Origin of the sequence: Rhodococcus cercidiphylli (genome assembly GCF_033042225.1) — a bacterium.
Classification (GTDB): domain Bacteria; phylum Actinomycetota; class Actinomycetes; order Mycobacteriales; family Mycobacteriaceae; genus Rhodococcoides.
Window position 1 is genome coordinate 62,633 of the sequence record NZ_JAWLKE010000005.1, and the last position, 25,033, is coordinate 87,665.

A 25,033-nucleotide genomic window follows, 5' to 3' on the forward strand; every position below is an offset into this window, starting at 1 on the left:
CCCGCTGCTGGGACGGTCTGTACCGGTTCAGAGACGGGGGTCACCCGACCGCCAGAGGCAGTGCGGTCGGGTGTACCGGCGACGGCAATTCCGAGTGTCCGGTGAGGAAAGCATCGACTCCGTGAGCCGCGGATCGACCCTCCGCGATGGCCCACACGACCAACGACGCACCGCGATGCGCATCCCCGCACACGAACACGCCCGGTGCCGTGGTCTGCCAGTCGGGACCACACGAGAGCGCACCCCGCTTGGTCAGCGCCAGGCCGTACTCGTCGAGTAGCGGACCGTGCTCGACACCTTCGAAACCGATCGCGAACAACGCCAGATCACAGGGCAATTCGATCTCCTCCCCGATGGGCGTGACGATGCGTCGACCGTCCGCGTCGCGCTGCACCTCCACCTCGGCGAGCACCATCGCACGAACGTGCCCGCGCTCGTCACCGAGGAATCGCTGCACCGCGACCTGATGACGCACGACGCCACCCTCGGCGTGCGCGGGTGAGGTGCGCAGCACCAGCGGCCACGACGGCCACGGCGAGAGACTGTCGTCGCGAGCCCCGGGCAGAGCCGGGTTGTAGTCGAGCTGAGTGACCGATGCTGCACCCTGCCGGTGGGCCGTTCCCAAACAGTCGGCTCCGGTGTCACCGCCGCCGATGATGACCACGTGCTTGTCCGCAGCGGAGATCGACGTGGGACCGTCGCCCTCGCATTCCTTGTTCGACGGCACCAGATGCTCCATGGCCAGGTGGATGCCGTCGAGTTCGCGACCGATGACCTCGGCGTTGTCACGGGCCCGCAGAGCTCCGACTGCGAGAACGACTGCGTCGAAGGATTCACGCAGTTGCTCGACGGTGAAGTCGATCCCGACCTCGCAGTCGGTGACGAAGTGCGTTCCCTCGGCCCGCATCTGCATGAGCCGCTGATCAAGCACGGACTTCTCGAGCTTGAACTCGGGGATGCCGTATCGCAGCAGACCGCCCAGACGATCGTCCCGCTCGTACACGGTGACGTCGTGCCCGGCGCGGGTGAGCTGTTGCGCCGCAGCCAATCCCGCAGGGCCGGATCCGACGACGGCGACCCTCTTGCCGGTGGTGATCGTCGGCGGCTGCGGAACGATGCTGCCGTCTTCCCAGGCCAGATCCGCGATGGTCTGCTCGACCCGCTTGATCGTCACGCTTCCGCCGGTGGCCGCCTCGGAGATCGACAGCACACATGCCGATTCACACGGGGCCGGGCAGACCCGCCCGGTGAACTCCGGAAAATTGTTGGTCGCATGCAGTCGATCGCTGGCCGCATCCCAGCGGCCGCGGCGCACCAGGTCGTTCCATTCGGGGATCAGATTTCCCAGCGGGCAACCCGCAGTCCCCGAGTGGCAGAACGGAATACCGCAGTCCATGCAGCGACGCGCCTGATCGGAGACCTCGGCAGCACGCTCGCTCGTCGGCTGGTGCGAATACACCTCGTTCCAGTCCTTGACGCGCTCGCCGATCGGACGCTTGGCAGCCTCACGCTTGACGACTTTCAGAAATCCCTGTGGATCAGCCACGTGCAGCCTCCATGATCGCAGCATCGACGTCGCGCCCTTCGGCACGCGCCATTCTTGTCGCCTCCAGCACTCGCTGGTAGTCGACGGGCATGACTTTGGTGAACAACGCAGACCGGCGGGGCCAGTCGGCCAGCAGCGAGGTCGCGACGGTGGAACCGGTCCACCGTCGGTGATTCTCGACGGTCTCGCGCAGCCACACCAGATCGTCCGGGTTGGGCACCTGCAGTTCGACCATCGCCATGTTCACGTCCGCCGGATCGAGACCGAGGACGAACGCGATACCGCCGGACATACCCGCAGCCATGTTGCGACCGGTCGGCCCGAGCACCACGACGCGACCGCCGGTCATGTACTCGAACGCGTGGTCGCCCACGCCCTCGTTCACCGCGATCGCTCCCGAGTTACGGACCGCGAACCGCTCCCCCGCCTTACCGCGCAGGTACACCTCACCCGAGGTGGCACCGTAGAGAATCGTGTTTCCTACGATCACGTTGTCCTCTGCGACGAACGGTGCGTCGTCGGCAGGGCGCACGACTATTCGACCGCCCGACAATCCCTTACCGACATAGTCGTTCGCGTCACCGACCAGATCGATGGTGATACCCGGCGGCAGGAAAGCCCCGAGAGACTGGCCGGCCGATCCGGTGAACGCGATGCGAATGGTGTCGTCCGGCAACCCGACTGCGCCGTAGCGCCGGGTGACCTCGGACCCCAGCAGCGTTCCGACGGTGCGATTGACGTTGCGTACCGGCAGCTCGAGCTTGACCGGATGCGCATCCTCCAACGCTCCTTCGGCCAACTGGATCAGAGTCCGATCAAGCGCCAGATCGAGACCGTGGTCCTGCGCGCGGAGGCGTCGACGCTGTGTCATCGGGGCACCGTGGCGGTCGACGGGCATCGCGAAGATCGGGGTCAGATCGAGTCCCTTGCTCTTCCAGTGCGCCACTCCGGCTGCCGTCTCGAGCACGTCGGCGTGACCGACCGCCTCGTCGATACTACGGAAACCGAGCTGCGCCAGGTACTTTCGCACGTCCTCGGCGATGAACTTGAAGAAGTCCTCGAGGAACTCGGGCTTACCGGTGAACCTCTTGCGCAGCTCCGGGTTCTGGGTGGCGACACCGACCGGGCAGGTGTCCAGGTGGCAGACGCGCATCATGATGCAGCCCGCCACGATCAGCGGGGCCGTCGAGAACCCGAACTCCTCCGCGCCGAGCAATGCCGCAACGATGACGTCGCGTCCGGTGCGCATACCGCCGTCGCACTGCACGGTGATGCGATCACGCAGGCCGTTGAGCACCAGCGTCTGCTGGGCGTCGGCGAGGCCGATCTCCCACGGAGCGCCTGCATGCTTGAGCGAGGTCAACGGCGCAGCACCGGTTCCGCCGTCGTATCCGGAGATGAGAACGACGTCCGCGTGTGCCTTGCTGACGCCCGTCGCCACCGTGCCGACGCCGACGGAACTGACGAGCTTGACGTGCACGCGCGCCTTCTCGTTGGCGTTCTTCAGATCGTGGATCAGCTGCGCGAGATCCTCGATCGAGTAGATGTCGTGGTGCGGGGGCGGCGAGATGAGGCCGACACCCGGCGTCGAGTGTCGGGTCTTGGCCACCCACGGATACACCTTGTACCCGGGCAGCTGACCACCCTCGCCCGGCTTGGCACCCTGCGCCATCTTGATCTGAATGTCCGTGGCGTTGACCAGATAGTCGCTGGTGACACCGAACCGACCGCTGGCGACCTGCTTGACGGCACTGCGTCGCGTCGGATCGTAGAGCCGGTCGACGTCCTCGCCGCCCTCCCCCGAGTTGGACCGTCCGCCGAGATTGTTCATCGCGACGGCCATCGTCTCGTGCGCCTCGGCGGAGATGGATCCGTAGCTCATCGCGCCGGTGTTGAACCGCGTGACGATCGACTCGACCGATTCCACCTCGTCGAGCGGAACCGGCGGCCGGACACCGTCCTTGAACTCGAACAGACCGCGCAAGGCACCGCCCTCGCGAGCGAGCCGGTCCACCTCGTCGGTGTACTTCTGGAACACGTCGTATCGGCCGGTACGCGTGGCATGCTGCAGCAGGAACACCGTCTCGGGGGTGAAGAGGTGCAGCTCGCCCTCGCGTCGGAACTGATACTCGCCGCCGATCTCCAGCCGCCGATGGACGCGGTCGGTCGGATTCTCGGGGTAGGCCCTGCGGTGGCGCAGCTTGACCTCCTCGGCGAGCACGTCGAGACCGACGCCACCGAGCTTGCTGACCGTGCCCTTGAAGTACTCGCGCACCACCTCGCGATCGAGACCGACGGCCTCGAAAACCTGTGCGCCGGTGTAGGACCCGACGGTCGAGATGCCCATCTTCGACATCACCTTGAGTACGCCCTTGCCGAGCCCGTACAGATAGTTCCGTACCGCGATCGTCGGTTCGACTCCGGTCAGTTCACCCTCGCCGACCAGATCCTCGATCGACTCCATCGCCAGATACGGATTGACCGCTGCGGCACCGAAGCCGATGAGCAGCGCCAGATGGTGCACCTCGCGCGCGTCACCGGATTCGACGACGAGCGCGATCTTTGTGCGCTCCTTGGTGCGAACCAGGTGATGGTGCACCGCCGAGGTGGCCAGCAGCGACGGGATCGGGGCCCGCGTGTGGTCCGAATCGCGATCGGAGATGATCAGCGTGGTGTAGCCCGCAGCGATCGCTTCCGATGCCCGGGCCCGCAACTCCTCGATGGCCTCCGCGAGACCTTCACCGCCGCGCTCCACCTCGTACAGCCCACGCAACACCGTGGCCGACAGTCCCGGATGGTCTCCGTCGTCGTTGATGTGGATGATCTTGTTCAGCTCGTCGTTGTCGAGCACCGGCCACGGCAACACGATCTGCCTGCACGACGCCGCAGTGGGCTCGAGCAGGTTCTGCTCCGGACCCATCACCCGCGCGAGCGAGGTCACGATCTCCTCGCGGATCGAGTCCAGCGGCGGGTTGGTGACCTGTGCGAACAGTTCGATGAAGTAGTCGTAGAGCTGACGCGACCGCTGAGACATCACCGCGGCCGGGGTATCGGTACCCATCGATCCGAGCGGCTCGCCCCCGGATGCGGCCATCGGCGTCAACACGACGCGCAGGTCTTCCTCGGTGTAGCCGAAGGCGACCTGCCGACGCACCACCGAGTCGTGGTTGTACTGGATGTGAGCGCGCTCGGGCAGGCTCTTGATCTCGAGCAGGCCCGCGTGCAGCCACTCCTGGTACGGATGTTCGGTTGCCAGTTGAAGTTTGATCTCCTCGTCCGGCACGAGACGTCCGGCGACGGTGTCGATCAGGAACATCTTTCCTGGCTCGAGGCGACCTTTGGCGACGACCTCGGATTGGGGAACGTCCAGCACGCCTGCCTCACTGGCGAGGATCACACGGCCGTCCGCCGTCTGCCACCAGCGGCCGGGGCGAAGGCCGTTACGGTCCAGCACAGCTCCGACATAACTGCCGTCGGTGAACGTCACGCAGGCCGGACCGTCCCAGGCCTCCATCATCGACGAGTGGAACTGGTAGAACGCTCGCACCCGCGGATCCATCGTGCGGTGGTTCTCCCACGGCTCGGGCACCATCATCATCACCACGTGCGGCACGCTGCGTCCGCCGAGGTGCAGTAGTTCGAGCACCTCGTCCAAGGACACCGAGTCCGAGGCATCGGGGTTGCAGATCGGGAACAAGCGCTCCAAGTCGCCGGGGATCAGGTCGCTCGACAGCAGCGCTTCGCGAGCCCGCATCCGATTTCGGTTGCCCTTGACGGTGTTGATCTCGCCGTTGTGCGCGACGTAGCGATGCGGGTGCGCCAGCGGCCACGACGGGAACGTGTTGGTCGAGAAGCGACTGTGCACGATGGCAATGGCGCTCTTGCACAACGGGTTACGCAGTTCCGGAAAGTACAGCGGCAGCTGCATCGTGGTGAGCATGCCCTTGTAGACGATGGTGCGCGAGGACAACGACGGAAAGAACAGTCCCGACCCCTCGGCCTCGATCTCGGGGGTGACTCGCTCGGAACGCTTACGCAATCCGTAGACGAGACGGTCGAGAGCCAGACCGGCCGGACGCGTGCCGTCGACCTCGGGAGCGGTGACGTAGAGGTAGCTCATGTACGGCATGCAACCGAGGGCGGTGAGGCCAACATCGGCTCGATCGGGATCGACCTCGACCGGAACCCAGCCCAGGATGTCCAGACCTTCTTCGGCGGCAACGGATTCGACGCGCTCGACGGCGATGGCCCGCTCACGGATGCCCTGCGGCAGAAAACACACTCCGGCCGCGAACGTGTTGTCACCGTCGGCTCCGGGCGCGGGCAGGTCGAACGGCGCGAGGGAGTCGAGGAGTTCGACAGGGAGCTGAATCAGAATGCCCGCGCCGTCACCGCTGTTGGGCTCGGCACCGGCAGCTCCGCGATGTTCCAGGTTCTCCAGTGCCAGAACCCCGTCGGCGACGATCGCGTGGGAACGGCGACCCGCGATGTCGGCGATCATCGCCACGCCACAGGAATCCTTCTCCGAGCTCGGGTCGTACAGACCTTGCTCCGCAGGCATCCGAGAAAACAGCACCACGATCACCTCCACGTAGGCCGGTGGGGTGCGTGCAAGCGGTGCAGTGTCTACGACCCTGCATCGGAAGTCTCGGCAACCCCGTCGGCTGGTCGGCTCGGATCGACCGAAACGGTCGGATGAGCCGAATTGAACTGCCTATCGGGAATTCACCGGGACAGCTCTGGCCCGCGAAAGAATCCGGGATCTCTCCCGGCTGGCGAAATCGTAGCAGCTGGCATTCGCATCGATGCAATCACGAATGTCGGCTGTGACGAATGCGATCGTCAGTCGCGCAACGGTCGACCGTGCTGATCACGCACGCTGCCGGTGAGCATCAAGATGCCGTCGATCAACGGCCAGATTCCGCCGATACCGCAGGTGAGCCACGTGACGGCTATCTGCGCCACCGCGATGCCCGGCTGGTTGAGATAGAAGCGACCCGCTCCGAACGCGCCCAACAAGATGCCGAGCAGACCTGCCGTCAGCTTCTGCTTGTCCGAGAACGGCTCACCGGTGACCGGGTGCCGACCGTACGGAGCCATCGGGTCCATGTATCCGGGCCCGCCCGCGTACGGGGGACCACCGTATTGGGGAGCGCCGTACTGAGGACCGCCGTACTGGGGAGCGCCGTACTGACCGTCCGCATAGTGCGGCGGCGCACCGTACTGGCCGGAACCCTCGGATGGCGGTGGGTAACCGGTGCCGGGCGGAGGTCCGAACTGCTGACCCTGATCACCGGCACCGGCACCAGGGGTGTTCGGGGTGCCGTGGTTCGGGGTCGTGTACTTGGGGTCGGGTGCGCCGTAGACGGGACCCGATCCTGTAGGGGTGTTCTTCTCGAACGAGATCGTCGGCTCCGTCGAACCGGATCCGTCTTCCGGCGAACCGTTGGACGGCCATTTACCTGAGTCACTCACTTCGGGCTCCCTTGTGCGGATGCGGTGCGAACACGGGTTCAGTCTCTCAGTTTTCGCCCCTGAGGGTCCGTCACATTGCCCACCAGTATCAGCACGCCGTCGACGAGGTGCCAGACGAACAGCCCGAACAACACGATCAGTCCGAGGCCGAACACTGCGGTGAGCAGCACCCCGAAGAAGAACAGGAACAGCTGGGCGACACCGATCCCGATACTGCCGAGATAGAAGCGACCCACACCCAACCAGCCGAGAAATATCTGCAGCAGGCCACCGACGATCTTGGACTTGTCCGACAGCGGCTCGCCGGTCATCGGATCACGCCCGTACGGTGCATCGGGGCCTACACCGAACCCGGGTCCGCCCTGGTAGCCAGGGGGTACGCCATAGCCCTGCTGGCCGTAGCTCTGTTGCGGGAAACCCTGCTGGCCGTACCCCTGCTGTGGGTAGCCCTGCTGTTGATAACCCGGCTGTGGGTAACCCTGCTGACCGAAATTCTGTGGCTGGCCGTACCCCTGTTGCGGATAGCCCTGCTGCGGATACCCCTGTTGCGGATAACTCTGCTGGCCGTAACCCTGCTGCTGGTAGCCGGGGGGTGGCGGAAATCCACCCAGCGGATTATCGGTACTGCCGTCCGGACTCGGTGCCGGGTAGCTCGGCGTGCTGGACCAACCCGGCCCGTTTCCGATACCCGAGTACGTGTCCCACCCCGGACCCGTGGGGCCGGTCGGACCGTGCGAGGGCGCGGACTCCGAGGTTCCAGGAGGCTCCGAGAGCGACGCTTCGGCAGTGGCGTCGTAGTCGAACGGCGTGCCGAACGACGCGGTCGGCTCGGTTGCGTTGTCGCTGGAATCGGCAGTGCCGGAACCCGGCTCGGGCTCGGGTCCAGGGGTCTTGTCGAAATCAACCACGCGTACTGCCTTCTTCCTCGGCTTTCTTGTCGGACTTCCCAGCGGGCTGCACGTCGGCGGTGCCCGCGTCCGTGGTGTCGTCGACCGGCGTCGGGCGCGAGCCTGTCGGATCCGACGAGGTGACCTCGGAGACCTCATGATCCTCGTCGTCGTTCGACCTCAGCGTCGCCGGTTCTTCTCGGCCCTTGGTGGCAATCACGAAGTACGCGACCGCCAGAACGAAGATGATGGCGGAGGTGAAGGTGTTGATGCGGATACCGGCGATCGTCGTGGCGAAGTCGTCGCGCATGAGCTCCACCCAGAACCGCCCCGCGCAGTATCCGGCAACGTACAGCGCGAACAGTCGACCGTGGCCGATCGCGTACTTGCGGTCCACGAGAACCAGAAGGACTACGACCGCGACGCTCCACAACAGCTCGTACAGGAACGTCGGATGCACCACTTTTTCCACGAAACCGGTCGAGACTCCGTTGAGTGGATCGAGTCGTCCGTTGGCGTCGACCCGTTCGTAGATCTCCAGACCCCACGGCTGAGTGGTGGCACGGCCGTACAGTTCCTGGTTGAAGTAGTTACCGATGCGGCCGATCGCCTGGGCGAGAAGAATCGGTGGGCCGACAGCGTCACCGAATGCCGGCAACGGAATTCCGCGTCGACGGCAGGCGATCCAGGCACCGACGCCGCCGAGGAACACCGCTCCCCAGATTCCCAATCCGCCGTTCCAGACGTACAACGCTTCGATCGGGTTTCCGCCGGGACCGAAGTAGGTCTTCCAGTCGGTTGCGACGTGGTACAGACGCCCGCCCAGTAACCCGAACGGGACGGCCCAGACTGCGACGTCGAGGACTGTGCCCTTGGTTCCGCCTCGGGCCACCCAGCGCCGATCACCCCACACCACGGAAACGACGATGCCGATGATGATGAACAGGGCGTAGGCCCGCAGAGCCAACGGTCCGACGTGCCACACCCCCTGCGGCGGACTGGGAATGTAGGCCAGGATCGCGGTCGAAGTCACGACGCTACGTTAGCGGAACGGACACCCTCGGCGAGTTCCGTCGTCAGGTCACGCACGGCGTCGAGTCCCTTGTCCACGGCACTGACCAATGCCGAACCGACGATCACGGCGTCGGCATAACGGGCGATCTCGGCAGCCTGCGCACCGGAACGGACACCGAGGCCGACACCGATCGGGATGTCGGAGTGCTCACGAATGCGCGCCGAGAGCGCGGGGGCCATCGAGGACACCGCGTCGCGGGCTCCGGTGACGCCCATCGTCGAGGCCGCGTAGACGAAGCCGCTACTGGCTTCGACGGTGCTGACGAGCCGCTCCTCGGTCGACGACGGCGCGACGAGGAAGATTCGGTCGAGTTCGTAGCGGTTCGAGACCTCGATCCATTCCTGCGCCTCGTCGGGAATGAGATCCGGAGTGATGATTCCGAGCCCACCCGCGCCTGCGAGGTCCCGCGCGAAGTTCTCGATGCCGTACTTGAGCACCAGGTTCCAGTAGGTCATGACGACCGCTTTTCCGCCCGCGGCAGAGACCTGCTCGGTCACTGCGAACACGTCCTTGACCCGAGCACCGGCTCGCAGCGCAACGTCGGCTGCGGCCTGAATCGTGGGGCCGTCCATCACGGGATCGGAATACGGAATACCGACCTCGACGAGGTCGCATCCGGCGTCGACCATGGTCTTGAACACCTCGACCGAGCGCGGCACGGTCGGAAAACCCGCGGGTAGGTATCCGACGAGTGCTGCGCGCCCTTCGGCGCGGCACTGCGCGAAGGTCCCGGAGAGGCGAGAGTCGTTGTTGCTCATGGCTTGATACCCACTTCGTCGTCCACGTTCGCTTCGCCGTCTCCGTCGATCAGCCCGAACCATTCGGCCGCGGTGTCGACGTCCTTGTCGCCACGCCCGGACAGGTTGACCAGGATGATCGCACCTTCGCCCAGCTCCTTGCCGAGTGTCAATGCACCGGCGATGGCATGCGAGGACTCGATCGCCGGAATGATGCCCTCGGTGCGGCACAGCAGCTTGAAGGCGTTCATGGCTTCGGTATCGGTGATGCCGCGGTACTCGGCGCGCCCGATGTCGTGCAGGTACGAATGCTCCGGACCGACGCCCGGGTAGTCCAACCCCGCCGAGATGGAGTGGGAATCGACGGTCTGACCGTCCTCGTCCTGCAGCAGATACGAGTACGCACCGTGCAGCGCTCCGGGGGTTCCACCGCTGATGGTCGCGGCGTGGCGACCCGTCTCGACGCCGTCACCTGCCGCCTCGAAACCGATCAGTCGAACGTCGGCGTCGTCGATGAAGGCATGGAAGATGCCGATCGCGTTGGAGCCACCTCCGACGCAGGCAGCGATGGCGTCGGGCAGCCTGCCCGTGGACGCGAGCACCTGCTGCCGCGCTTCGAGGCCGATGATGCGTTGGAAGTCGCGCACCATGACCGGGAACGGGTGCGGCCCGGCGACAGTGCCGAAGCAGTAATACGTGTTGTCCGCGTGGGTGACCCAGTCGCGCAGCGCCTCGTTGATCGCGTCCTTGAGAGTGCGTGAACCGGACTTCACTGCGACGACTTCCGACCCGAGCAAACGCATTCGTGCGACGTTGAGGGCCTGGCGCTCGGTGTCGACCTCGCCCATGTAGACGACGCAGTCGAGACCCATCAGCGCACAGGCCGTGGCGGTCGCGACGCCGTGTTGACCGGCACCTGTCTCCGCGATGACACGAGTCTTGCTCATCCGCTTGGCGAGCAAAACCTGGCCGAGAACGTTGTTGATCTTGTGAGAACCGGTGTGGTTGAGGTCTTCTCGCTTGAGCAGAATACGAGCGCCGCCTGCGTGCTCGGACAGCCGTGTCGCCTCGAAGACCGGTGACGGGCGACCGGTGTAGTCGCGCTGCAGTCGGTCGAGTTCAGCGAGGAACTCGTTGTCGCTGCGCACCTTCTCGTACTCGGCGGTGACTTCCTCGATCACACCCATCAGAGCCTCGGGCACGAATCTGCCGCCGTAGACGCCGAAGTGGCCACCCACATCGGGCTCGTGCGCGCTGCGATCGGTGAGGCCGATGCTGCTCTGCGGCAGATCAGCGCCCTTGAAACGGACTGCCTGCGGGGCGTCCGTGGTGGAAGAAGAATTGCTGGTGCTCACCGGTCCAGTGTGCCCCAACGGCGGACCGCAGCCGCGCTCGGGTCAGCGTGCGGGCTTGGGGCACGACGGATGCGTTCCCGCCGTCACCAGGTCCGAGACGGCCGTGCGTGGATCCCCTGCCGTGACCAAGCCCTCGCCGACGAGTACCGCGTCGGCACCGGCACCGGCGTAGGCGAGCAGATCTGCAGTGCCCCGCACCCCGGACTCCGCGATACGGATGATCTCGCTGGGCAACCCGGGCGCGATACGGCCGAAGCTGTCACGGTCGATCTCGAGCGTCTTCAGATTGCGGGCGTTGATACCGATGACGCTGGCACCGGCTTCGAGGGCGCGATCCGCTTCGGCCTCGGTGTGCACCTCGACGAGCGCAGTCATACCCAACGACTCGGTGCGGTCGAGCAACGAGGTCAACGCATCCTGTTCCAGTGCCGCGACGATCAGCAGGATGACATCGGCACCGTGGGCCCGAGCCTCGTGGATCTGGTACGGACCGACGATGAAATCCTTGCGCAGCACGGGAATCGAGACGGCGGCACGGACCGCGTCGAGGTCCGCGAGTGAACCGTGGAACCGACGCTCCTCGGTGAGAACGCTGATGATGCGAGCGCCGCCCTGCTCGTATGCGCGAGCGAGAACAGCCGGATCACCGATGTCTGCCAACGCGCCCTTGGACGGGCTCGCCCGCTTCACTTCGGCGATGACGCCGATGCCGTCCTCACGGAGGGCAGCTGCCGCGTCGAGGGGGGCCGGGGCTGCTTTCGCTGCTGCTTTCACGGCGGCGAAATCGACCACCGATTCACGCGCGGCCACGTCGGCTCGCACACCGTCGAGAATCGAGTCGAGAACAGTCATGGTGCCCCCAGTCCTTTCTGAGCGTCGACGTCCGATGTGAGGAATCTCATCGGGGTCGGACCTAGCGTAGAGGTCCGTTTCAATCCGACGAACGCCGGGTACCGGACTCGTCGGTAGGGTCTTCGCCTGCGTCGAGCGCGTCCCACATCATGCGTTCGGTGAGGTCCTCTCCCTCGTCCTCCGCGCCGGCACCGGATGCCGTGGTGCGCGCGCGCCGAGCGACCTCGTCGCGACGCACCGCCGGGGCGTCGTACTTGGACGAGAGTACCTGCGGCGCAAACGTTTTCCGAATCGACACCACAGCAGCAGCGAAGGCGCAGACTGCACCGACGAGGGTGACGATCGCCGGCAGAATCGAGACGTCCGTCATCGAGACCTGGGCGCGTGCAGGAAGCTCAGCCAGCGCCGCGGATTCGGAATTCGAAGCCCCGGCAGTGAGCAGTCGAACTGCCGGAATCGCGGCCGCCACGGCTACAACGGCGATCAACAGGGCCAGCACCCGAGAGGCCCACCCTCGCACGGCGAACGACGCTGCGATCGCTGCCACCAGCACGAGCGCGAGCGGCGTCGTGGCAGCAGCCCAGGTGCTGCCGAGCAGCTCGTCGGTCCGGCTCTCACCGAGGCCGTCGAACGACGTCACCCGAACCCAGGTCATTCTCGACGCGCCCCACAGGCACGCCGCTGCAACGACCAGAAGCGCGACGGGAAGAGCGGCCGACCCGCGGCGACCGGATCGCTCGGTCATCGGCCGCCGACCTCACGGAGCGATTCCGCTGCCGCGACGGCTCCCAGCACCGCCATCGCCTTGTTCCGTGCCTCGTCGTCCTCGTACTCCGCAACCGAGTCGGCCACGACGCCTGCCCCGGCCTGAACGTAGGCGGTGCCGTCCTTGATCAGAGCGGTCCGAATCGAAATGGCCGTGTCGGCGTCCCCCGCGAAATCGAGGTAGCCCACGATGCCGCCGTAGATGCCGCGTCGCGTCGGTTCCAGCTCGTCGATCAGTTCCATCGCGCGCACTTTCGGGGCCCCGGAGAGGGTGCCTGCCGGGAAGCAGGCCTTGACCGCGTCGAGGGCGCGCTTGCCCTCGGACAACCGTCCGGTGACCGTCGACACCAGATGCATGACGTGGCTGTATCGCTCGATGTGGCGGTAGTCGCTCACGCGAACGGTGCCGGGAGCGCAGACGCGTCCGAGATCGTTGCGGCCCAGATCGACGAGCATCAGGTGCTCGGCGTTCTCCTTCTCGTCGGCGAGCAGGTCCTTCTCGAGCAGCACGTCCTCTTCCTCGGACGTGCCGCGCCAACGCGTACCCGCGATCGGATGCGTGGTGGCCAGACCGTCGACCACCGTCACCAACGCCTCGGGGCTCGATCCGACGATGGAGAACGCCGTCTCGTCGTTCTCGCCCGGGACGTGCATCAGATACATGTACGGGCTGGGATTGGAGGCGCGCAGCATTCGGTAGACGTCGAGGGGTGACGCATCGGTGTCCATCTCGAAACGCTGAGAGAGCACAACTTGGAACGCCTCCCCTGCTTCGATCTCCTCGACCAGGCGAGCGACGTCGGCACCGAAGCCCTCGGACGTGCGCTGCCGCCGGAACTGCGGCGTAGGCCTGGACACGGTGGAGACGGTGGAGGCTGCGGGCTTCGACAGGTCCGCACACATGCGATCGAGACGACGCACGGCGTCGTCGTACGCCTCGTCGACGTGCTCGTCGGTGCCGTTCCAGTTCACCGCGTTCGCGATCAGGGTGATCGCACCCTCGTGGTGGTCGACGGCCGCGAGATCGGTGGCGAGCAGCATGACCATCTCCGGGACACCGAGATCGTCCTGCGCGTGCTCGGGCAGTTTTTCGATGCGCCGCACCGAGTCGTATCCGAGGTAACCCACCATGCCGCCGGTCAACGGGGGTAGACCGGGCAGCCGCTCCGAGTGCAACAGCTCCAATGTCCGCGCCAGCACTTCGAGAGGATCACCGCCGCTCGGCACGCCCGCGGGGACGTTGCCGCGCCACGCGGCTTCACCGTCGATGACCGTGAGCGACGCCGGAGCGCCTGCACCGATGAACGACCACCTGGACCACGAGCTGCCGTTCTGCGCGGATTCCAGCAAGAAGGTTCCGGGTCGGTCGGCACCGAGCTTGCGGTATGCAGACAGTGGAGTCTCGGAGTCGGCGAGCACCTTTCGCGTCACGGGCACCACGCGGTGCTCTGCGGCGAGATGCCGGAACACCTCACGTGAGGTGGTCGAGTCCGAGTTCTCGGTATCGGGAGTGGGGCTGGGGTCGGTGGTCGTCTCGCCGTGCATTTCTCCATCCTCCCAGGTGCGGCAGGAAGGTCGGTGCCCGCGGTAACCTGCCGAGCATGAAACCAGGCGAGCTCGTTCCCGATTTTTCCCTGCCGGACCAGACCGGAGAGACCCGAACACTGACCGGATTGCTGGCGAACGGTCCGATCGTGCTGTTCTTCTACCCCGCGGCCTTCACTCCCGGTTGCACCGCCGAGGCGTGCCACTTCCGGGACTTGGCATCGGAGTTCGCCGAAGTCGGAGCAACCCGCGTCGGCATCAGCGCCGATGCCGTCGCCAAGCAGGCCGAGTTCGCCGCCGCCAAGTCCTTCGACTACCCGCTGCTCTCCGACGAGGACGGCAGTGTCGCCACCGCATTCGGCGTCAAGCGCGGTCTGCTGGCAAAGCTCTCCCCGGTCAAACGCGCGACGTTCGTGATCGGCACCGACCGGAAGGTACTCGAGACCTTCTCGAGCGAAGTACGGTTCGAAGCCCATGCGGACAAGGCTCTGGAGTACCTGCGGGCACATCGCAGCTAGAGCACTGTCCGACGCGATGCCTCGGGTGGGGGGAACCTCGAGGCATCATGTGCAGGCGACAACCAACTCGATCGAGAGGTTCCCCGCGATGAACACGTCGGCGACACCGCAACACACGGTGGATCCCCGTTGGCTCACCGAGAGTCAACAGGAGGCCTGGCGATCACTCGTCGCGCTGGTCACTCGGTTGCCGGCAGCGTTGGACGCTCAGCTGCAGCGCGATTCGCAGCTGACCCACTTCGACTACTTCGTCCTCGCGACGGTCAGCGAGAATCCCCAGCGGCGGATCCAACTCCGCGATCTGGCCGAGTACGCGAATGCGTCGCTCTCGCGCCTGTCACACGTGGTGACGAAGCTCGAGAAGGCCGGGTGGGTCGAGCGCGAGAGCATCCCGGGCAGCCGGGGATCCTATGCGGTGCTGACCGACGCAGGTATGGCCAAGGTCGTGGAATCGGCACCCGGGCACGTCGGCACGGTGCAGTCGCTCGTGTTCGAGGGTCTGTCCGACGCGGAGGTCGAGCAGCTCGGGACCCTGAGTTCGACTCTGCTGGCGCAGTTGGACAAGGGAATAGCAGCGGGGACCGGTCACGCCTGAGTGTCGGGTCCCAACAGGACGTCGGCGTCGAAGCAGGTATGTGTGCCGGTGTGGCATGCCGCGCCGACCTGATCGACGACCAGCAGCACGGTGTCACCGTCGCAGTCGAGTCGAACCTCGTGCACGTACTGCGTGTGACCCGACGTCTCACCCTTGACCCAGTACTGCTGCCTGGACCGTGAGTAGTAGGTGCCCTTACGGGTGTCGAGGGTTCGAGCGAGTGCCTCGTCGTCCATCCAGGCAACCATGAGTACCTGACCGGTGGATCTTTCCTGCACGACAGCGCTGAACAGCCCGGCCTCGTTGCGCTTGAGCCGCGCGGACAGCGTCGGGTCGAGTGTCATCGAAAATCCTCTTCGCTATCGAACGACGATGTGCTCGGCGCGCATCGCATCTTTGACCTGGCCGATGGTGAGATCGCCGAAGTGGAAGACACTCGCGGCAAGAACGGCGTCCGCTCCGGCGTGCACTGCCGGCGAGAAGTGCTCGACGCTACCGGCTCCACCGCTGGCGATCACCGGCACGTGCACCGCAGACCGAACGGCGGCGATCATCGGCAGATCGAATCCGGCCTTCGTTCCGTCGGCGTCCATCGAATTGAGCAGGATCTCCCCGACGCCCAGTTCTGCACCGCGTACTGCCCATTCGACGGCGTCGATGCCGGTGCCGCGTTTGCCGCCGTGCGTGGTGACTTCCCAGCCCGACGGGGTGTCCTGCTGCCCCTGAGGGACGGTTCGGGCGTCGACCGAGAGCACGATGCACTGTGAGCCGAACCGTTCGCTGAGCTCGCGCAACAACTCCGGTCGGGCGATCGCAGCGGTATTGACGCTGACCTTGTCCGCCCCGGCTCGCAACAGCCGATCCACATCGGCGACGGTGCGCACTCCCCCGCCGACGGTGAGCGGGATGAAGACCTGCTCGGCGGTGCGGCTGACGACGTCGAGCATCGTGCCCCTGTCCGAGGTCGACGCGGTGACGTCGAGGAAGGTCAGTTCGTCGGCACCCTGCGCGTCGTAGGCGGCCGCGAGCTCCACGGGATCGCCTGCGTCACGGAGGTTTTCGAAGTTGACTCCCTTGACGACCCGTCCGGCGTCGACGTCGAGGCACGGAATCACTCTGACCGCGACGCTCATCGCACCGGTCCTTCCAGATAGTCGACGGGATCACCGAGTTCGGTGATCACCTTCAGCAATTCTTCGTGCACGCCCGGTCCGGCTGCCAGGACCGATGCAGAGTCGACCGTCCACGGTTCACCCGCGAGGTCGGTCACGATTCCACCTGCTGCGCGTACCAGCAGCGCACCGGCCGCGTTGTCCCAGGCACGGTGACCGAAGACGACTGCGCCGCCGAGTACTCCGCTGGCCGTGTAGGCCAGATCGACCCCGGTGGCACCGTGCATCCGCAGTCGCGAGGAATGCATCGACAACTCTTCGAGAATGCGGAATCGGAACCGACCCGGCAGCGAACCGCGGCTGGCGACATTGAACGCACCGAACCCGATCATGGACTCGCGCAACGCTTTCGGCTTCAGCATCGGGAGGGCGACACCGTTGAGCAACAGGGGCCCGCCTGCCACAGCGCCGAAACGCTGATCCACCAACGGCAGCCAGGTGAGCCCGAGCACTGGCTCGCCGTCGTCGAGCAACGCCAACAACGTTCCGGCCGAGGGCAATCCCGACGAGTAGTTGAAGGTGCCGTCGATCGGGTCCAGCACCCAGACGAGTCCCTGGTTCAGGTCCGGTCCCCCGAACTCCTCACCGTGAACGGCGATTCCGGTGGCCTCGTACAATTCCGCACCGAGCCGCCGCTCGAGTTCCAGGTCCACCGCCGTGGCGAAGTCGTCGGGGCCCTTCTGCACCGCGCTCGGTGCGCCGACGCCGGCGACGAACCGATCGTGGATGCCGTCGAGCAGACCGCCGGCGATCTCGAGCAGACGAGTCGGGTCCTCGGGAAGGGTCATTCCTGCGTTACCGAGACACCGCGGCGAGGGCGTCCGGGAGCGTGAAACGTCCGGCGTACAGCGCCTTTCCGACGATGGAACCCTCCACCCCGCGATCGACGAGTCCGGCGATCGCTTCCAGGTCCGCAATCGTGGACACGCCACCCGACGCGATGACCGGCTTGTCGGTCTTGGCACACACATCGGCGAGCAGTTCCAGGTTGGGTCCGGTCAACGTGCCGTCCTTGGTGACGTCGGTGACGACGTAACGCGAGCACCCGTCACGCTCGAGCCGCTCGAGAACCTCCCACAGGTCGCCGCCGTCGCTCACCCAACCGCGACCGCGCAACCGCGGCGCTCCGTCGACGATGAGCACGTCCAGACCGACGGCGACACGATCGCCGAACTCGCCGATCGCGCGGGAGCACCACTGCGGATCTTCTAAGGCTGCGGTGCCGAGATTGACTCGCGCGCAACCGGTCGCCAGCGCCGCGCGCAGCGACTCGTCGTCACGAATTCCGCCGGACAGCTCCACCTTGACGTCGAGCTCGCCGACGACCGACGCCAGCAGCTCGCGGTTGGATCCGCGGCCGAACGCAGCGTCGAGATCGACGAGGTGGACCCACTCGGCACCGTCGTTCTGCCACGCGAGTGCGGCGTCGCGAGGCGACCCGTACTTCGTTTCGCTTCCTGCTTCTCCTTGAACGAGACGGACAGCTTCGCCGCCTGCGACATCGACAGCAGGCAATAAGACCAGGCTCACGTGCGGTTATGCTACGGGCCGAGCGTGTGTGAACTCAAAACGGGTCGACTGTGGTGCTACCGGAGTTCCTTGCGCGTCATGCGGGTGGACACCACGCCCATGGCCGCGATCGCGCCGACCACACCGGCCAACGCGATGACCAGACCCACCCCGGCGCTCGGCTGCAGCACCGCGATCAGTGCCGTCGCGAGGGCGAGCACGATCACGGCCGCACCGAGTGCTCGAAAGGCCAAGCGCCCGAGTGAGAACTCGCGCTCGCTCACACCGATCGGACCCAGTTCTCCAGCAGCGCAGCCCCGGCGTCACCGGACTTCTCCGGGTGGAACTGAGTGGCCGAGAGCGCACCGTTCTCCACTGCAGCGAGAAACCGGCCGCCGTGATCGGCCCAGGTGAGCAACGGGGCAGCGATGGTGTCGCTGGGTTCGAGCTCCCACTGCTGCGCGGCGTAGGAGTGGACGAAGTAGAACCGAGTCTCGGGATCGATGCCGTCGAACAGCACGCTCTTCTCGGGTGCCTCGACGGTGTTCCATCCCATGTGGGGCAGCACCTCGGCCTGCAAACGCTCCACCGTTCCCGGCCACTCCCCGCAACCGTTCGCCTCGACACCGAACTCGACGCCGCGGTCGAACAGGATCTGCATTCCGACGCAGATGCCGAGCACGGGACGTCCGCCGGCCAGGCGACGGCCGATGATGCGGTCGCCCTTCACCGCCAACAGACCTTCCATGCAGGCAGCGAACGCACCGACACCGGGAACGACCAACGCTTCTGCGTTCAGAGCCTCGTCGAAGTCCGAGGTCACGGTCACATCGGCACCGACCCGGGCGAGAGCCCTCTTCGCCGAGTGCAGATTGCCCGAGCCGTAATCGAGCAACACCACAGAAGTCATGTGGGAAGTCTATCGGGGCGTGGTCTCGCGATGAGCGCCACCGCCGCGACGACGACCACCGTGGCAGCGGCGGCGGCGAATCCAGCGGTGTACCCCACACTTGTCGCCAGGACGCCGAGGGCGAGGGCGCCCGCCCCGGTACCCGCGTCGAAGCTGATGTTCCAGACGGCGCTCGCGCTGCTGTACCGGGCGGGGCCGGCTGCGTCGAACGCCATCACGAGACTGTCGTTCTGGCATGCGCCGTACCCGATTCCGAACAGGACGGCTGCGACGAAGAACAGCGCCGCGGGCATGTTGCCGAGCGCGGCGATTGCGAAGAGTGCGATGCCGATCGCCGCGGACACCAGAGCCGGAAACACGGAGCGTCCGATTCCGATTCGGTCCGCCACCGACCCTGCGACGTATCGTCCGACGAGCATCGCGGCGCTGACAACGGCCAGTGCTAGTCCGATCATCGCGGCTCGGTTCGATTCGGCGATCGGCAGCAGACTGGTGATTCCCCCGTATGCCGCGGACACCGAGGCCACGACGAGACACGGCACCAGGAATTGACGTACGTCGAGGCGAACCCGCTCGATCCTCGGCGGCTGCGGTGCGGGCCGGGTCGGCGGCAACAGCGCCACTCCGATCAGGCCGGCTGCGGGCACCAGAGCACCGAGGACGAACACGGCCGTCGGACTCGCCGCGAAAATCACCAGACCCAGTGGCAGCGTGACCATCTGAGACAAGGCGACGGCGATGCCCTGCGCGCCGGTTGCCCGGCCGAGCAACGCGGTCGGAGCGAGCTCGGCGACGATGGCGGCACCGGCGACCGTCAACATTCCGAAACCGGTGCCCCGCAGGGCGGACACCGCCAGCGCCGGTGCGGCCTCGACGGAGACGATGAACAGCAGCGCGGGTAACCCGAGGAGCAGGCATCCGGCCGCGAGAACCGCGCGGTGGCCGACCTTCATCAGCATGCTCGGCACGAACAGTTGAGTGATCACCGTCGTGGCCATGAAGATCGCGGTGCTGGCAGCCGCCACCGCATCCGATGCCCCCCGACTGGGACACCGCGAGGGGGACCACCGGGAGCAGCAGTCCCCAGCCACCGAACGACGCCGCACCCATGGCCATCGCGGCCGGAAGACCGCGGATGGAACTCAGGCCGCTCAATGCACGAGCGCCGATCGAACGATCACAGACTTCCCTTGGTGGACAGCACACCGGTGACGCGGGGGTCGTACTCCGTTGCCTGACGCAGCGCCCGAGCCACGGCCTTGAACTCGGCCTCGGTGATGTGATGTTGATCGCGGCCGTAGATCACCCGAACGTGCAGTGCGATCCGGGCATTCGAGGCCAGCGTCTCGAACACGTGCTTGTTGATCACCGTGGAGTACGGAACACCGGGGTAGCCGCCGATCACCGAGTGCACCATGTAGTCCGGCTCGCCGGTGTGTACGCAGTACGGACGACCGGACACGTCGACGGCCGCGTGCACGAGCGTTTCGTCCATCGGAATGAACGAGTCACCGAACCGAGTGATGCCCGCCTTGTCGCCGAGGGCCTGACCGAGGGCCTGGCCGAGCACGATCGCAGTGTCCTCGACGGTGTGGTGCGCCTCGATCTCGATGTCGCCCTTCGCACGCACCGTCAGGTCGAAACGAGCATGGGTGCCGAGCGCGGTGAGCATGTGGTCGTAGAACGGAACGCCGGTGGAGATGTCGACGATGCCGGTGCCGTCGAGGTTCAGCTCGACCGAGATGTCGGATTCCTTGGTGGTGCGCTCGATCTTGGCGATGCGGGGAGCGGGTGTGGTCACTTCGGTGCCTCTGCTGTTTCGGTCGATGCGAGTGCTGCGCTGACGGTGAGGAATCGGTCGTTCTCGTGCGCCAGTCCGATGGTGACGCGAAGATATCCGGGAATTCCGACGTCCCGGATGAGCACGCCTTCGTCCAGGTACCGCTGCCAGGTCGCGGCCGCATCGGAGAACCGGCCGAAGAGCAGGAAGTTGGCGTCGGACGGCACCACGTCGTACCCCTGGCGGCCGAGAGCCGCTGCCACCCGATCTCGTTCGGCGGAGAGTTCGGCCACGCTCCCGAGGGTGTCCGAGGCATGCCGCAGCGCCGCTCGCGCAGCTGCCTGCGTGACGACCGACAGGTGATACGGCAAGCGCACCAACAACATTGCGTCGACCACGGCCGGGGCGGCCACCAGATATCCCAGCCGACCGCCGGCGAACGCGAACGCCTTGCTCATCGTTCGGCTGACCACGATCTTACTGGGGTAGCTCTCGATCAACCCGATCGCGCTCGGCGCAGAGGAGAATTCCGCGTAGGCCTCGTCGACCACCACGATTCCCGGTGCCGCGTCGAGGATTCGGCGCAGATCGGCCTCGTCGATGCTGTGGCCCGTCGGATTGTTGGGGCTGGTGACGAACACGACGTCGGGTCGACGTTCTTCGATCGCCTGCACTGCGTAGTCGACGTCGAGAGAGAAATCTGCCCGACGCTTCGCCGGAATCCATTCGGTCTGCGTCCCGGAGGAGATGATCGGGTGCATCGAGTACGACGGCACGAAGCCCAGCGCGGTGCGATCCGGTCCCCCGAACGCCTGCAGCAACTGCTGCAGAATCTCGTTGGAGCCGTTGGCCGCCCACACGTTGGCGGTGTCGACAGCGAAGCCGGTCTGCTCGGTGAGGTACCGGGCGAGGTCGGCCCGTAATTCGTCGGCATCGCGATCCGGGTAGCGGTGCAACTGCCCGGCGGCGATCCGAACGGAGTCCGCCACATCGTCGATCAAGGCCTGCGTCGGCGGGTGCGGATTTTCGTTGGTGTTCAACTGAACCGGCACGGTGAGCTGCGGCGCACCGTACGGTGACTTGCCGATCAGTGCCTCACGCAGTGGGAGGTCGTCCAGCGAGACCGCTTGTCCCAGAGCATCGGTCATGACGGATCACCGGTACGCAACCCTTCGAACCGCAGCCGCACCGCTTCTCCGTGAGCCGGCAGATCCTCGGCGTTCGCCAGCGCAATGACGTGTGCTGCAACATCTTTCAGCGCGGATTCGCTGTAGTCCACCACGTGGATTCCGCGCAGGAACGTCTGCACACTGAGGCCGGACGAGTGACGCGCGCATCCCGCCGTCGGCAGGACGTGATTGGAGCCGGCGCAGTAGTCACCGAGGCTCACCGGAGACCACGCACCGACGAACACGGCACCGGCGCTGCGCACCCGGGCGGCGACATCGGACGCGTCCTTCGTCTGGATCTCGAGGTGCTCGGCGGCGTAGGCGTTGACCACGGCCAATCCCTGCGTGACGTCGTCGACCAGCACGATGCCGGACTGGCTTCCGTTCAGTGCGGTGGCCACGCGTTCTGCATGCCGGGTGGACGCCATCTGTGCGTTGACGGCCTCGTCCACGGCATCGGCCAGTTCGATACTGTCGGTGACCAACACGCTGGCCGCCATGACGTCGTGTTCGGCCTGGCTGATGAGGTCCGCTGCCACGTGAATCGGGTCCGCGGTGGCGTCGGCGAGAATCGCGATTTCGGTCGGCCCTGCCTCGGAGTCGATTCCGACGAGCGAGCGACACAGTCGCTTGGCGGCCGTGACGTAGATGTTGCCCGGACCGGTGATCAGATCGACCGGTGCCAACTCGCCGCCGTCGGTGTCGACGCCGCCGTAGGTGAGCAGCGCGACACCCTGTCCACCGCCGACGGCCCAGACCTCGTCGACGCCGAGCAGCTGCGCCGCAGCCAGGATCGTCGGGTGCGGCAGGCCGCCGAAGTTCTTCTGCGGCGGCGATGCCACCACCAGAGAGCCGACGCCTGCGATCTGCGCGGGCACCACGTTCATCACGACCGACGACGGATACACGGCGTTGCCGCCGGGCACGTACAGGCCGACGCGATCGACGGGGATCCAGCGTTCGGTCACCGTGCCGCCGGGTACCACCTGGGTGGTGTGGTCGGTTCGACGCTGATCCGAGTGCACCAGTCGGGTTCGTTCGATCGCGACCTCGAGGGCAGCGCGAACATCGGAATCGAGCTCGGCGAGGGCCTTGACCAGTTCTTCCTGCGGGACGCGAATGCGATCCGGCCGGACGCCGTCGAACTTCTCACTGAACTCGAGCGCAGCCTCGGTGCCGCGTTCGCGGACGGCATCGACGACGGGGCGAACCTGATGCAGCACCGAATCGACATCCACTCCGCCTCGGGGAAGTGCGCCGCGTAGTTCGGCGGTGGATGGAGTTCGTCCGCGTAGATCGACGCGGGCGAGCTCGATGCGGGCAGGCATAGTGGGCCCCTTCGTGAAGTCGGTTCGGTGCCGGGGTTCGGTCGAAACAGTGTGGTTCGAACACCCAGGATAGTTCCACCGAATTCCGCTCAGCCCCGCACGTCCCACAGATGATGGATGGGGTCGTGAGTGTAGTAGGCGGCCAGTGATTCGACCGAGAAGTCCGATCCGTCGCTGCGCCGACCGGTCCGATGCCGATTCTCGGGCGGAACAGCGGCGAAATCGTCGGCGAGGGCGCGCGCGGCGTCACCGAGTTCCGACGCCACCTCCGCAGGATCCTGGGAGTTGTAGTCGTCCGCCAGCGCAGTGGCGTCCTGGTCCCAGTTCGCGAACTCGGGATCGTCCTCGGTCAGCACCAGCGCCAGCCGGGTACGGAAGATCCGGTGCGCGTCACGTACGTGCGCGGCGTACTCGAGGGCGGACCACGTCGAGTCGTCGGGTCGCAGAGCAACGTCTTTGCGCCGCAGAACCGCTTCCCAACGCTCGACGTCGGCGCGAATGAATAAGGTCCGGGATGTCGTCGTATACGACGGCACTGGAGTCGAACCCGCAATCCGGGCAGGCTCGTTCGAGTACCCAGGTCCAGTTCTTGGTGTCGGGATCGATCGGCATGCCGGTCAGAATAGATGCAGGTCAGGCGTAGCGGGCGGCCAGGTTGTGCAGCGTGCTCTCGATGCCCTGCGCGTTCTTCTGCGGCATCTTGAACAGTTCCAGCATCTTCGGGGACTTCGCTGTTCCGTACTTGAAGCTCTCGGTGACCGTCGTCAGTCCCGGCTGCTTCTCCTCGAACTCCCAGCGCCAGCTGTGCCCCAGCGGATGCTGCCACTCGACGACCTTCTGCTTGTCTGCGTCGACGAACTCGGTGACGGTGCTGGTGATCTTGTACGGCACGCCGTACTGCTTCATGCCGACCGAGAATTTGGCACCGCTACTGAGACGATCGGGACCTTTGACGGTGTCCTTGACGGTTCCGGAGCCGTCGAGTTCGCCATGGCGGCGCGGATCGGCCACGATCGCGAACAATTCGGCCGCAGGCGCTCGAACCTCGGTCTGCTTGGAAACTTGCTGCGGTCCTGTGTCGATGGATCTGATGTCTGCCATTCGGGAGGTCTACCCCGTCGCGCTGCGTTCGACACCCGCGGCCGGGCGGAATCGGAGTTGACGGGCGTAGTTCAATGAACGCATGTCCTGGTCAGTGTGGCTCGCATTCCTCGGCGCGAGCATCGTCATCAGTCTCTCCCCCGGTGCCGGTGCCATCGCGTCGATGTCCACCGGGCTTCGCTACGGCCTACGCCGCGGATACTGGAACATCTTCGGGTTGCAGATCGGGTTGCTCCTGCAGATCGGCATCGTCGCCGTCGGGCTCGGAGCTGTTCTGGCGAACTCCGCGCTGGCCTTCACCGCCATCAAATGGTTCGGCGTCGCCTACCTGGTCTATCTGGGCGTTCGGCAATGGCGTGCGGCCCCCACCGATGTCGCCGACGCTCCAGCGGTGGCCGACCGCGGAACGACGATGCTCGCCCGCGGGTTCCTCGTCAACGCAAGCAACCCGAAGGCGGTCGTCTTCATGGTCGCAGTGCTCCCCCAGTTCCTCGACCCGACTCGGCCCCTGCTCGCCCAGTACCTCGCGATCGCGGCCACGATGGTGGCAGTCGACATGCTGGTGATGACCGGATACACCTCCCTGGCATCTCGGGTTCTGCGGCTGATGAAATCGCAGCGCCAGCAGAAGACGATGAATCGCACGTTCGCCGGGATGTTCTTCGCCGCTGCGACGTTTCTCGCGACCGTCCGGCGCGTGACTCCGTGAGGAAA

General features: G+C 65.9%; 23 protein-coding genes and 2 pseudogenes. 3 read left to right on the forward strand and 22 right to left on the reverse strand.

Features of this window, described 5'->3' with window-relative positions:
• Nucleotides 1-40: 40 nt before the first annotated feature.
• The 10 genes from R3P95_RS13495 to R3P95_RS13540 form a co-directional block, all read right to left on the reverse strand.
• The gene (locus R3P95_RS13495; RefSeq protein ID WP_269593950.1) at nucleotides 41-1,546 is read right to left on the reverse strand and encodes a glutamate synthase subunit beta; all 1,506 of its coding nucleotides are present in this window, start codon (nucleotides 1,544-1,546) and stop codon (nucleotides 41-43) included.
• Nucleotides 1,539-6,122 (reverse strand): glutamate synthase large subunit, encoded by a 4,584-nt coding sequence (gene gltB / locus R3P95_RS13500; protein WP_269594000.1) that lies wholly within the window; start codon nucleotides 6,120-6,122, stop codon nucleotides 1,539-1,541. The genes R3P95_RS13495 and gltB overlap by 8 nt, the downstream gene beginning before the upstream one ends.
• Before the next feature lie 266 nt (nucleotides 6,123-6,388).
• Complete coding sequence (locus tag R3P95_RS13505) at nucleotides 6,389-7,021, reverse strand: TM2 domain-containing protein (protein ID WP_269593949.1); 633 nt, start codon at nucleotides 7,019-7,021, stop codon at nucleotides 6,389-6,391.
• Between the two features lie 38 nt (nucleotides 7,022-7,059).
• Complete coding sequence (locus R3P95_RS13510; protein ID WP_269593948.1) at nucleotides 7,060-7,929, reverse strand: TM2 domain-containing protein; 870 nt, start codon at nucleotides 7,927-7,929, stop codon at nucleotides 7,060-7,062.
• The gene (lgt, locus tag R3P95_RS13515; RefSeq protein WP_269593947.1) at nucleotides 7,922-8,941 is read right to left on the reverse strand and encodes a prolipoprotein diacylglyceryl transferase; all 1,020 of its coding nucleotides are present in this window, start codon (nucleotides 8,939-8,941) and stop codon (nucleotides 7,922-7,924) included. Before lgt ends, R3P95_RS13510 begins: the two co-directional genes overlap by 8 nt.
• Nucleotides 8,938-9,741: a tryptophan synthase subunit alpha gene (gene trpA, locus R3P95_RS13520; RefSeq protein WP_269593946.1), complete on the reverse strand. Its 804-nt coding sequence runs from the start codon at nucleotides 9,739-9,741 to the stop codon at nucleotides 8,938-8,940. Before trpA ends, lgt begins: the two co-directional genes overlap by 4 nt.
• Entirely contained in the window at nucleotides 9,738-11,009 is a 1,272-nt protein-coding gene (trpB, locus tag R3P95_RS13525; protein ID WP_269593999.1) for a tryptophan synthase subunit beta, read from the reverse strand. The genes trpA and trpB overlap by 4 nt, the downstream gene beginning before the upstream one ends.
• Nucleotides 11,010-11,117: 108 nt before the next feature.
• Nucleotides 11,118-11,927, reverse strand: coding sequence for an indole-3-glycerol phosphate synthase TrpC (gene trpC / locus R3P95_RS13530; protein WP_037192691.1), 810 nt, complete (start codon nucleotides 11,925-11,927; stop codon nucleotides 11,118-11,120).
• Nucleotides 11,928-12,006: 79 nt separating this feature from the next.
• Nucleotides 12,007-12,672: a TIGR02234 family membrane protein gene (locus R3P95_RS13535; RefSeq protein WP_269593945.1), complete on the reverse strand. Its 666-nt coding sequence runs from the start codon at nucleotides 12,670-12,672 to the stop codon at nucleotides 12,007-12,009.
• Nucleotides 12,669-14,237, reverse strand: a complete 1,569-nt coding sequence (locus R3P95_RS13540; RefSeq protein ID WP_269593944.1) for an anthranilate synthase component I — start codon at nucleotides 14,235-14,237, stop codon at nucleotides 12,669-12,671. Before R3P95_RS13540 ends, R3P95_RS13535 begins: the two co-directional genes overlap by 4 nt.
• Nucleotides 14,238-14,293: 56 nt before the next feature.
• On the opposite strand from R3P95_RS13540, the gene R3P95_RS13545 reads away from it, so the two are divergent.
• The gene (locus tag R3P95_RS13545) at nucleotides 14,294-14,755 is read left to right on the forward strand and encodes a peroxiredoxin (protein WP_269593943.1); all 462 of its coding nucleotides are present in this window, start codon (nucleotides 14,294-14,296) and stop codon (nucleotides 14,753-14,755) included.
• An 88-nt stretch (nucleotides 14,756-14,843) separates the two neighbouring features.
• A complete protein-coding gene (locus R3P95_RS13550; RefSeq protein WP_068052632.1) occupies nucleotides 14,844-15,350 on the forward strand; it encodes a MarR family winged helix-turn-helix transcriptional regulator in 507 nt (168 codons plus the stop codon).
• Here the strand turns inward: R3P95_RS13550 and hisI are convergent.
• The 12 genes and pseudogenes from hisI to R3P95_RS13610 all read right to left on the reverse strand — a co-directional run bounded on the left by hisI (nucleotide 15,341) and on the right by R3P95_RS13610 (nucleotide 24,319).
• On the reverse strand, nucleotides 15,341-15,694 hold the full coding sequence (gene hisI / locus R3P95_RS13555; RefSeq protein WP_068052616.1) for a phosphoribosyl-AMP cyclohydrolase: 354 nt from the start codon (nucleotides 15,692-15,694) through the stop codon (nucleotides 15,341-15,343). The genes R3P95_RS13550 and hisI overlap by 10 nt on opposite strands.
• A 15-nt stretch (nucleotides 15,695-15,709) precedes the next feature.
• Nucleotides 15,710-16,483: an imidazole glycerol phosphate synthase subunit HisF gene (gene hisF / locus R3P95_RS13560; protein ID WP_068052619.1), complete on the reverse strand. Its 774-nt coding sequence runs from the start codon at nucleotides 16,481-16,483 to the stop codon at nucleotides 15,710-15,712.
• Nucleotides 16,480-17,310, reverse strand: coding sequence for an inositol monophosphatase family protein (locus R3P95_RS13565; protein ID WP_269593942.1), 831 nt, complete (start codon nucleotides 17,308-17,310; stop codon nucleotides 16,480-16,482). Before R3P95_RS13565 ends, hisF begins: the two co-directional genes overlap by 4 nt.
• 7 nt (nucleotides 17,311-17,317) lie before the next feature.
• Nucleotides 17,318-18,052 (reverse strand): bifunctional 1-(5-phosphoribosyl)-5-((5-phosphoribosylamino)methylideneamino)imidazole-4-carboxamide isomerase/phosphoribosylanthranilate isomerase PriA, encoded by a 735-nt coding sequence (gene priA / locus R3P95_RS13570; protein WP_008715867.1) that lies wholly within the window; start codon nucleotides 18,050-18,052, stop codon nucleotides 17,318-17,320.
• A gap of 56 nt (nucleotides 18,053-18,108) precedes the next feature.
• Nucleotides 18,109-18,315, reverse strand: coding sequence for a hypothetical protein (locus tag R3P95_RS13575; protein WP_094669887.1), 207 nt, complete (start codon nucleotides 18,313-18,315; stop codon nucleotides 18,109-18,111).
• On the reverse strand, nucleotides 18,312-18,941 hold the full coding sequence (gene hisH, locus R3P95_RS13580) for an imidazole glycerol phosphate synthase subunit HisH (RefSeq protein ID WP_037192708.1): 630 nt from the start codon (nucleotides 18,939-18,941) through the stop codon (nucleotides 18,312-18,314). The genes R3P95_RS13575 and hisH overlap by 4 nt, the downstream gene beginning before the upstream one ends.
• A pseudogene (locus R3P95_RS13585) lies at nucleotides 18,938-20,057 on the reverse strand (MFS transporter). The gene hisH and the pseudogene R3P95_RS13585 overlap by 4 nt, the downstream one beginning before the upstream one ends.
• A gap of 61 nt (nucleotides 20,058-20,118) precedes the next feature.
• The gene (gene hisB / locus R3P95_RS13590) at nucleotides 20,119-20,742 is read right to left on the reverse strand and encodes an imidazoleglycerol-phosphate dehydratase HisB (protein ID WP_032394340.1); all 624 of its coding nucleotides are present in this window, start codon (nucleotides 20,740-20,742) and stop codon (nucleotides 20,119-20,121) included.
• Nucleotides 20,739-21,869 (reverse strand): histidinol-phosphate transaminase, encoded by a 1,131-nt coding sequence (locus R3P95_RS13595; protein ID WP_269593941.1) that lies wholly within the window; start codon nucleotides 21,867-21,869, stop codon nucleotides 20,739-20,741. Before R3P95_RS13595 ends, hisB begins: the two co-directional genes overlap by 4 nt.
• Nucleotides 21,866-23,218, reverse strand: coding sequence for a histidinol dehydrogenase (gene hisD / locus R3P95_RS13600; RefSeq protein ID WP_269593940.1), 1,353 nt, complete (start codon nucleotides 23,216-23,218; stop codon nucleotides 21,866-21,868). Before hisD ends, R3P95_RS13595 begins: the two co-directional genes overlap by 4 nt.
• Before the next feature lie 89 nt (nucleotides 23,219-23,307).
• Nucleotides 23,308-23,830: pseudogene (locus R3P95_RS13605) on the reverse strand (DinB family protein).
• A 21-nt stretch (nucleotides 23,831-23,851) separates the two neighbouring features.
• Nucleotides 23,852-24,319, reverse strand: a complete 468-nt coding sequence (locus R3P95_RS13610; RefSeq protein ID WP_269593938.1) for an SRPBCC family protein — start codon at nucleotides 24,317-24,319, stop codon at nucleotides 23,852-23,854.
• 82 nt (nucleotides 24,320-24,401) lie between these two features.
• On the opposite strand from R3P95_RS13610, the gene rhtB reads away from it, so the two are divergent.
• Nucleotides 24,402-25,028, forward strand: coding sequence for a homoserine/homoserine lactone efflux protein (gene rhtB, locus R3P95_RS13615; RefSeq protein ID WP_269593937.1), 627 nt, complete (start codon nucleotides 24,402-24,404; stop codon nucleotides 25,026-25,028).
• The last annotated feature ends 5 nt before the right edge of the window (nucleotides 25,029-25,033 follow it).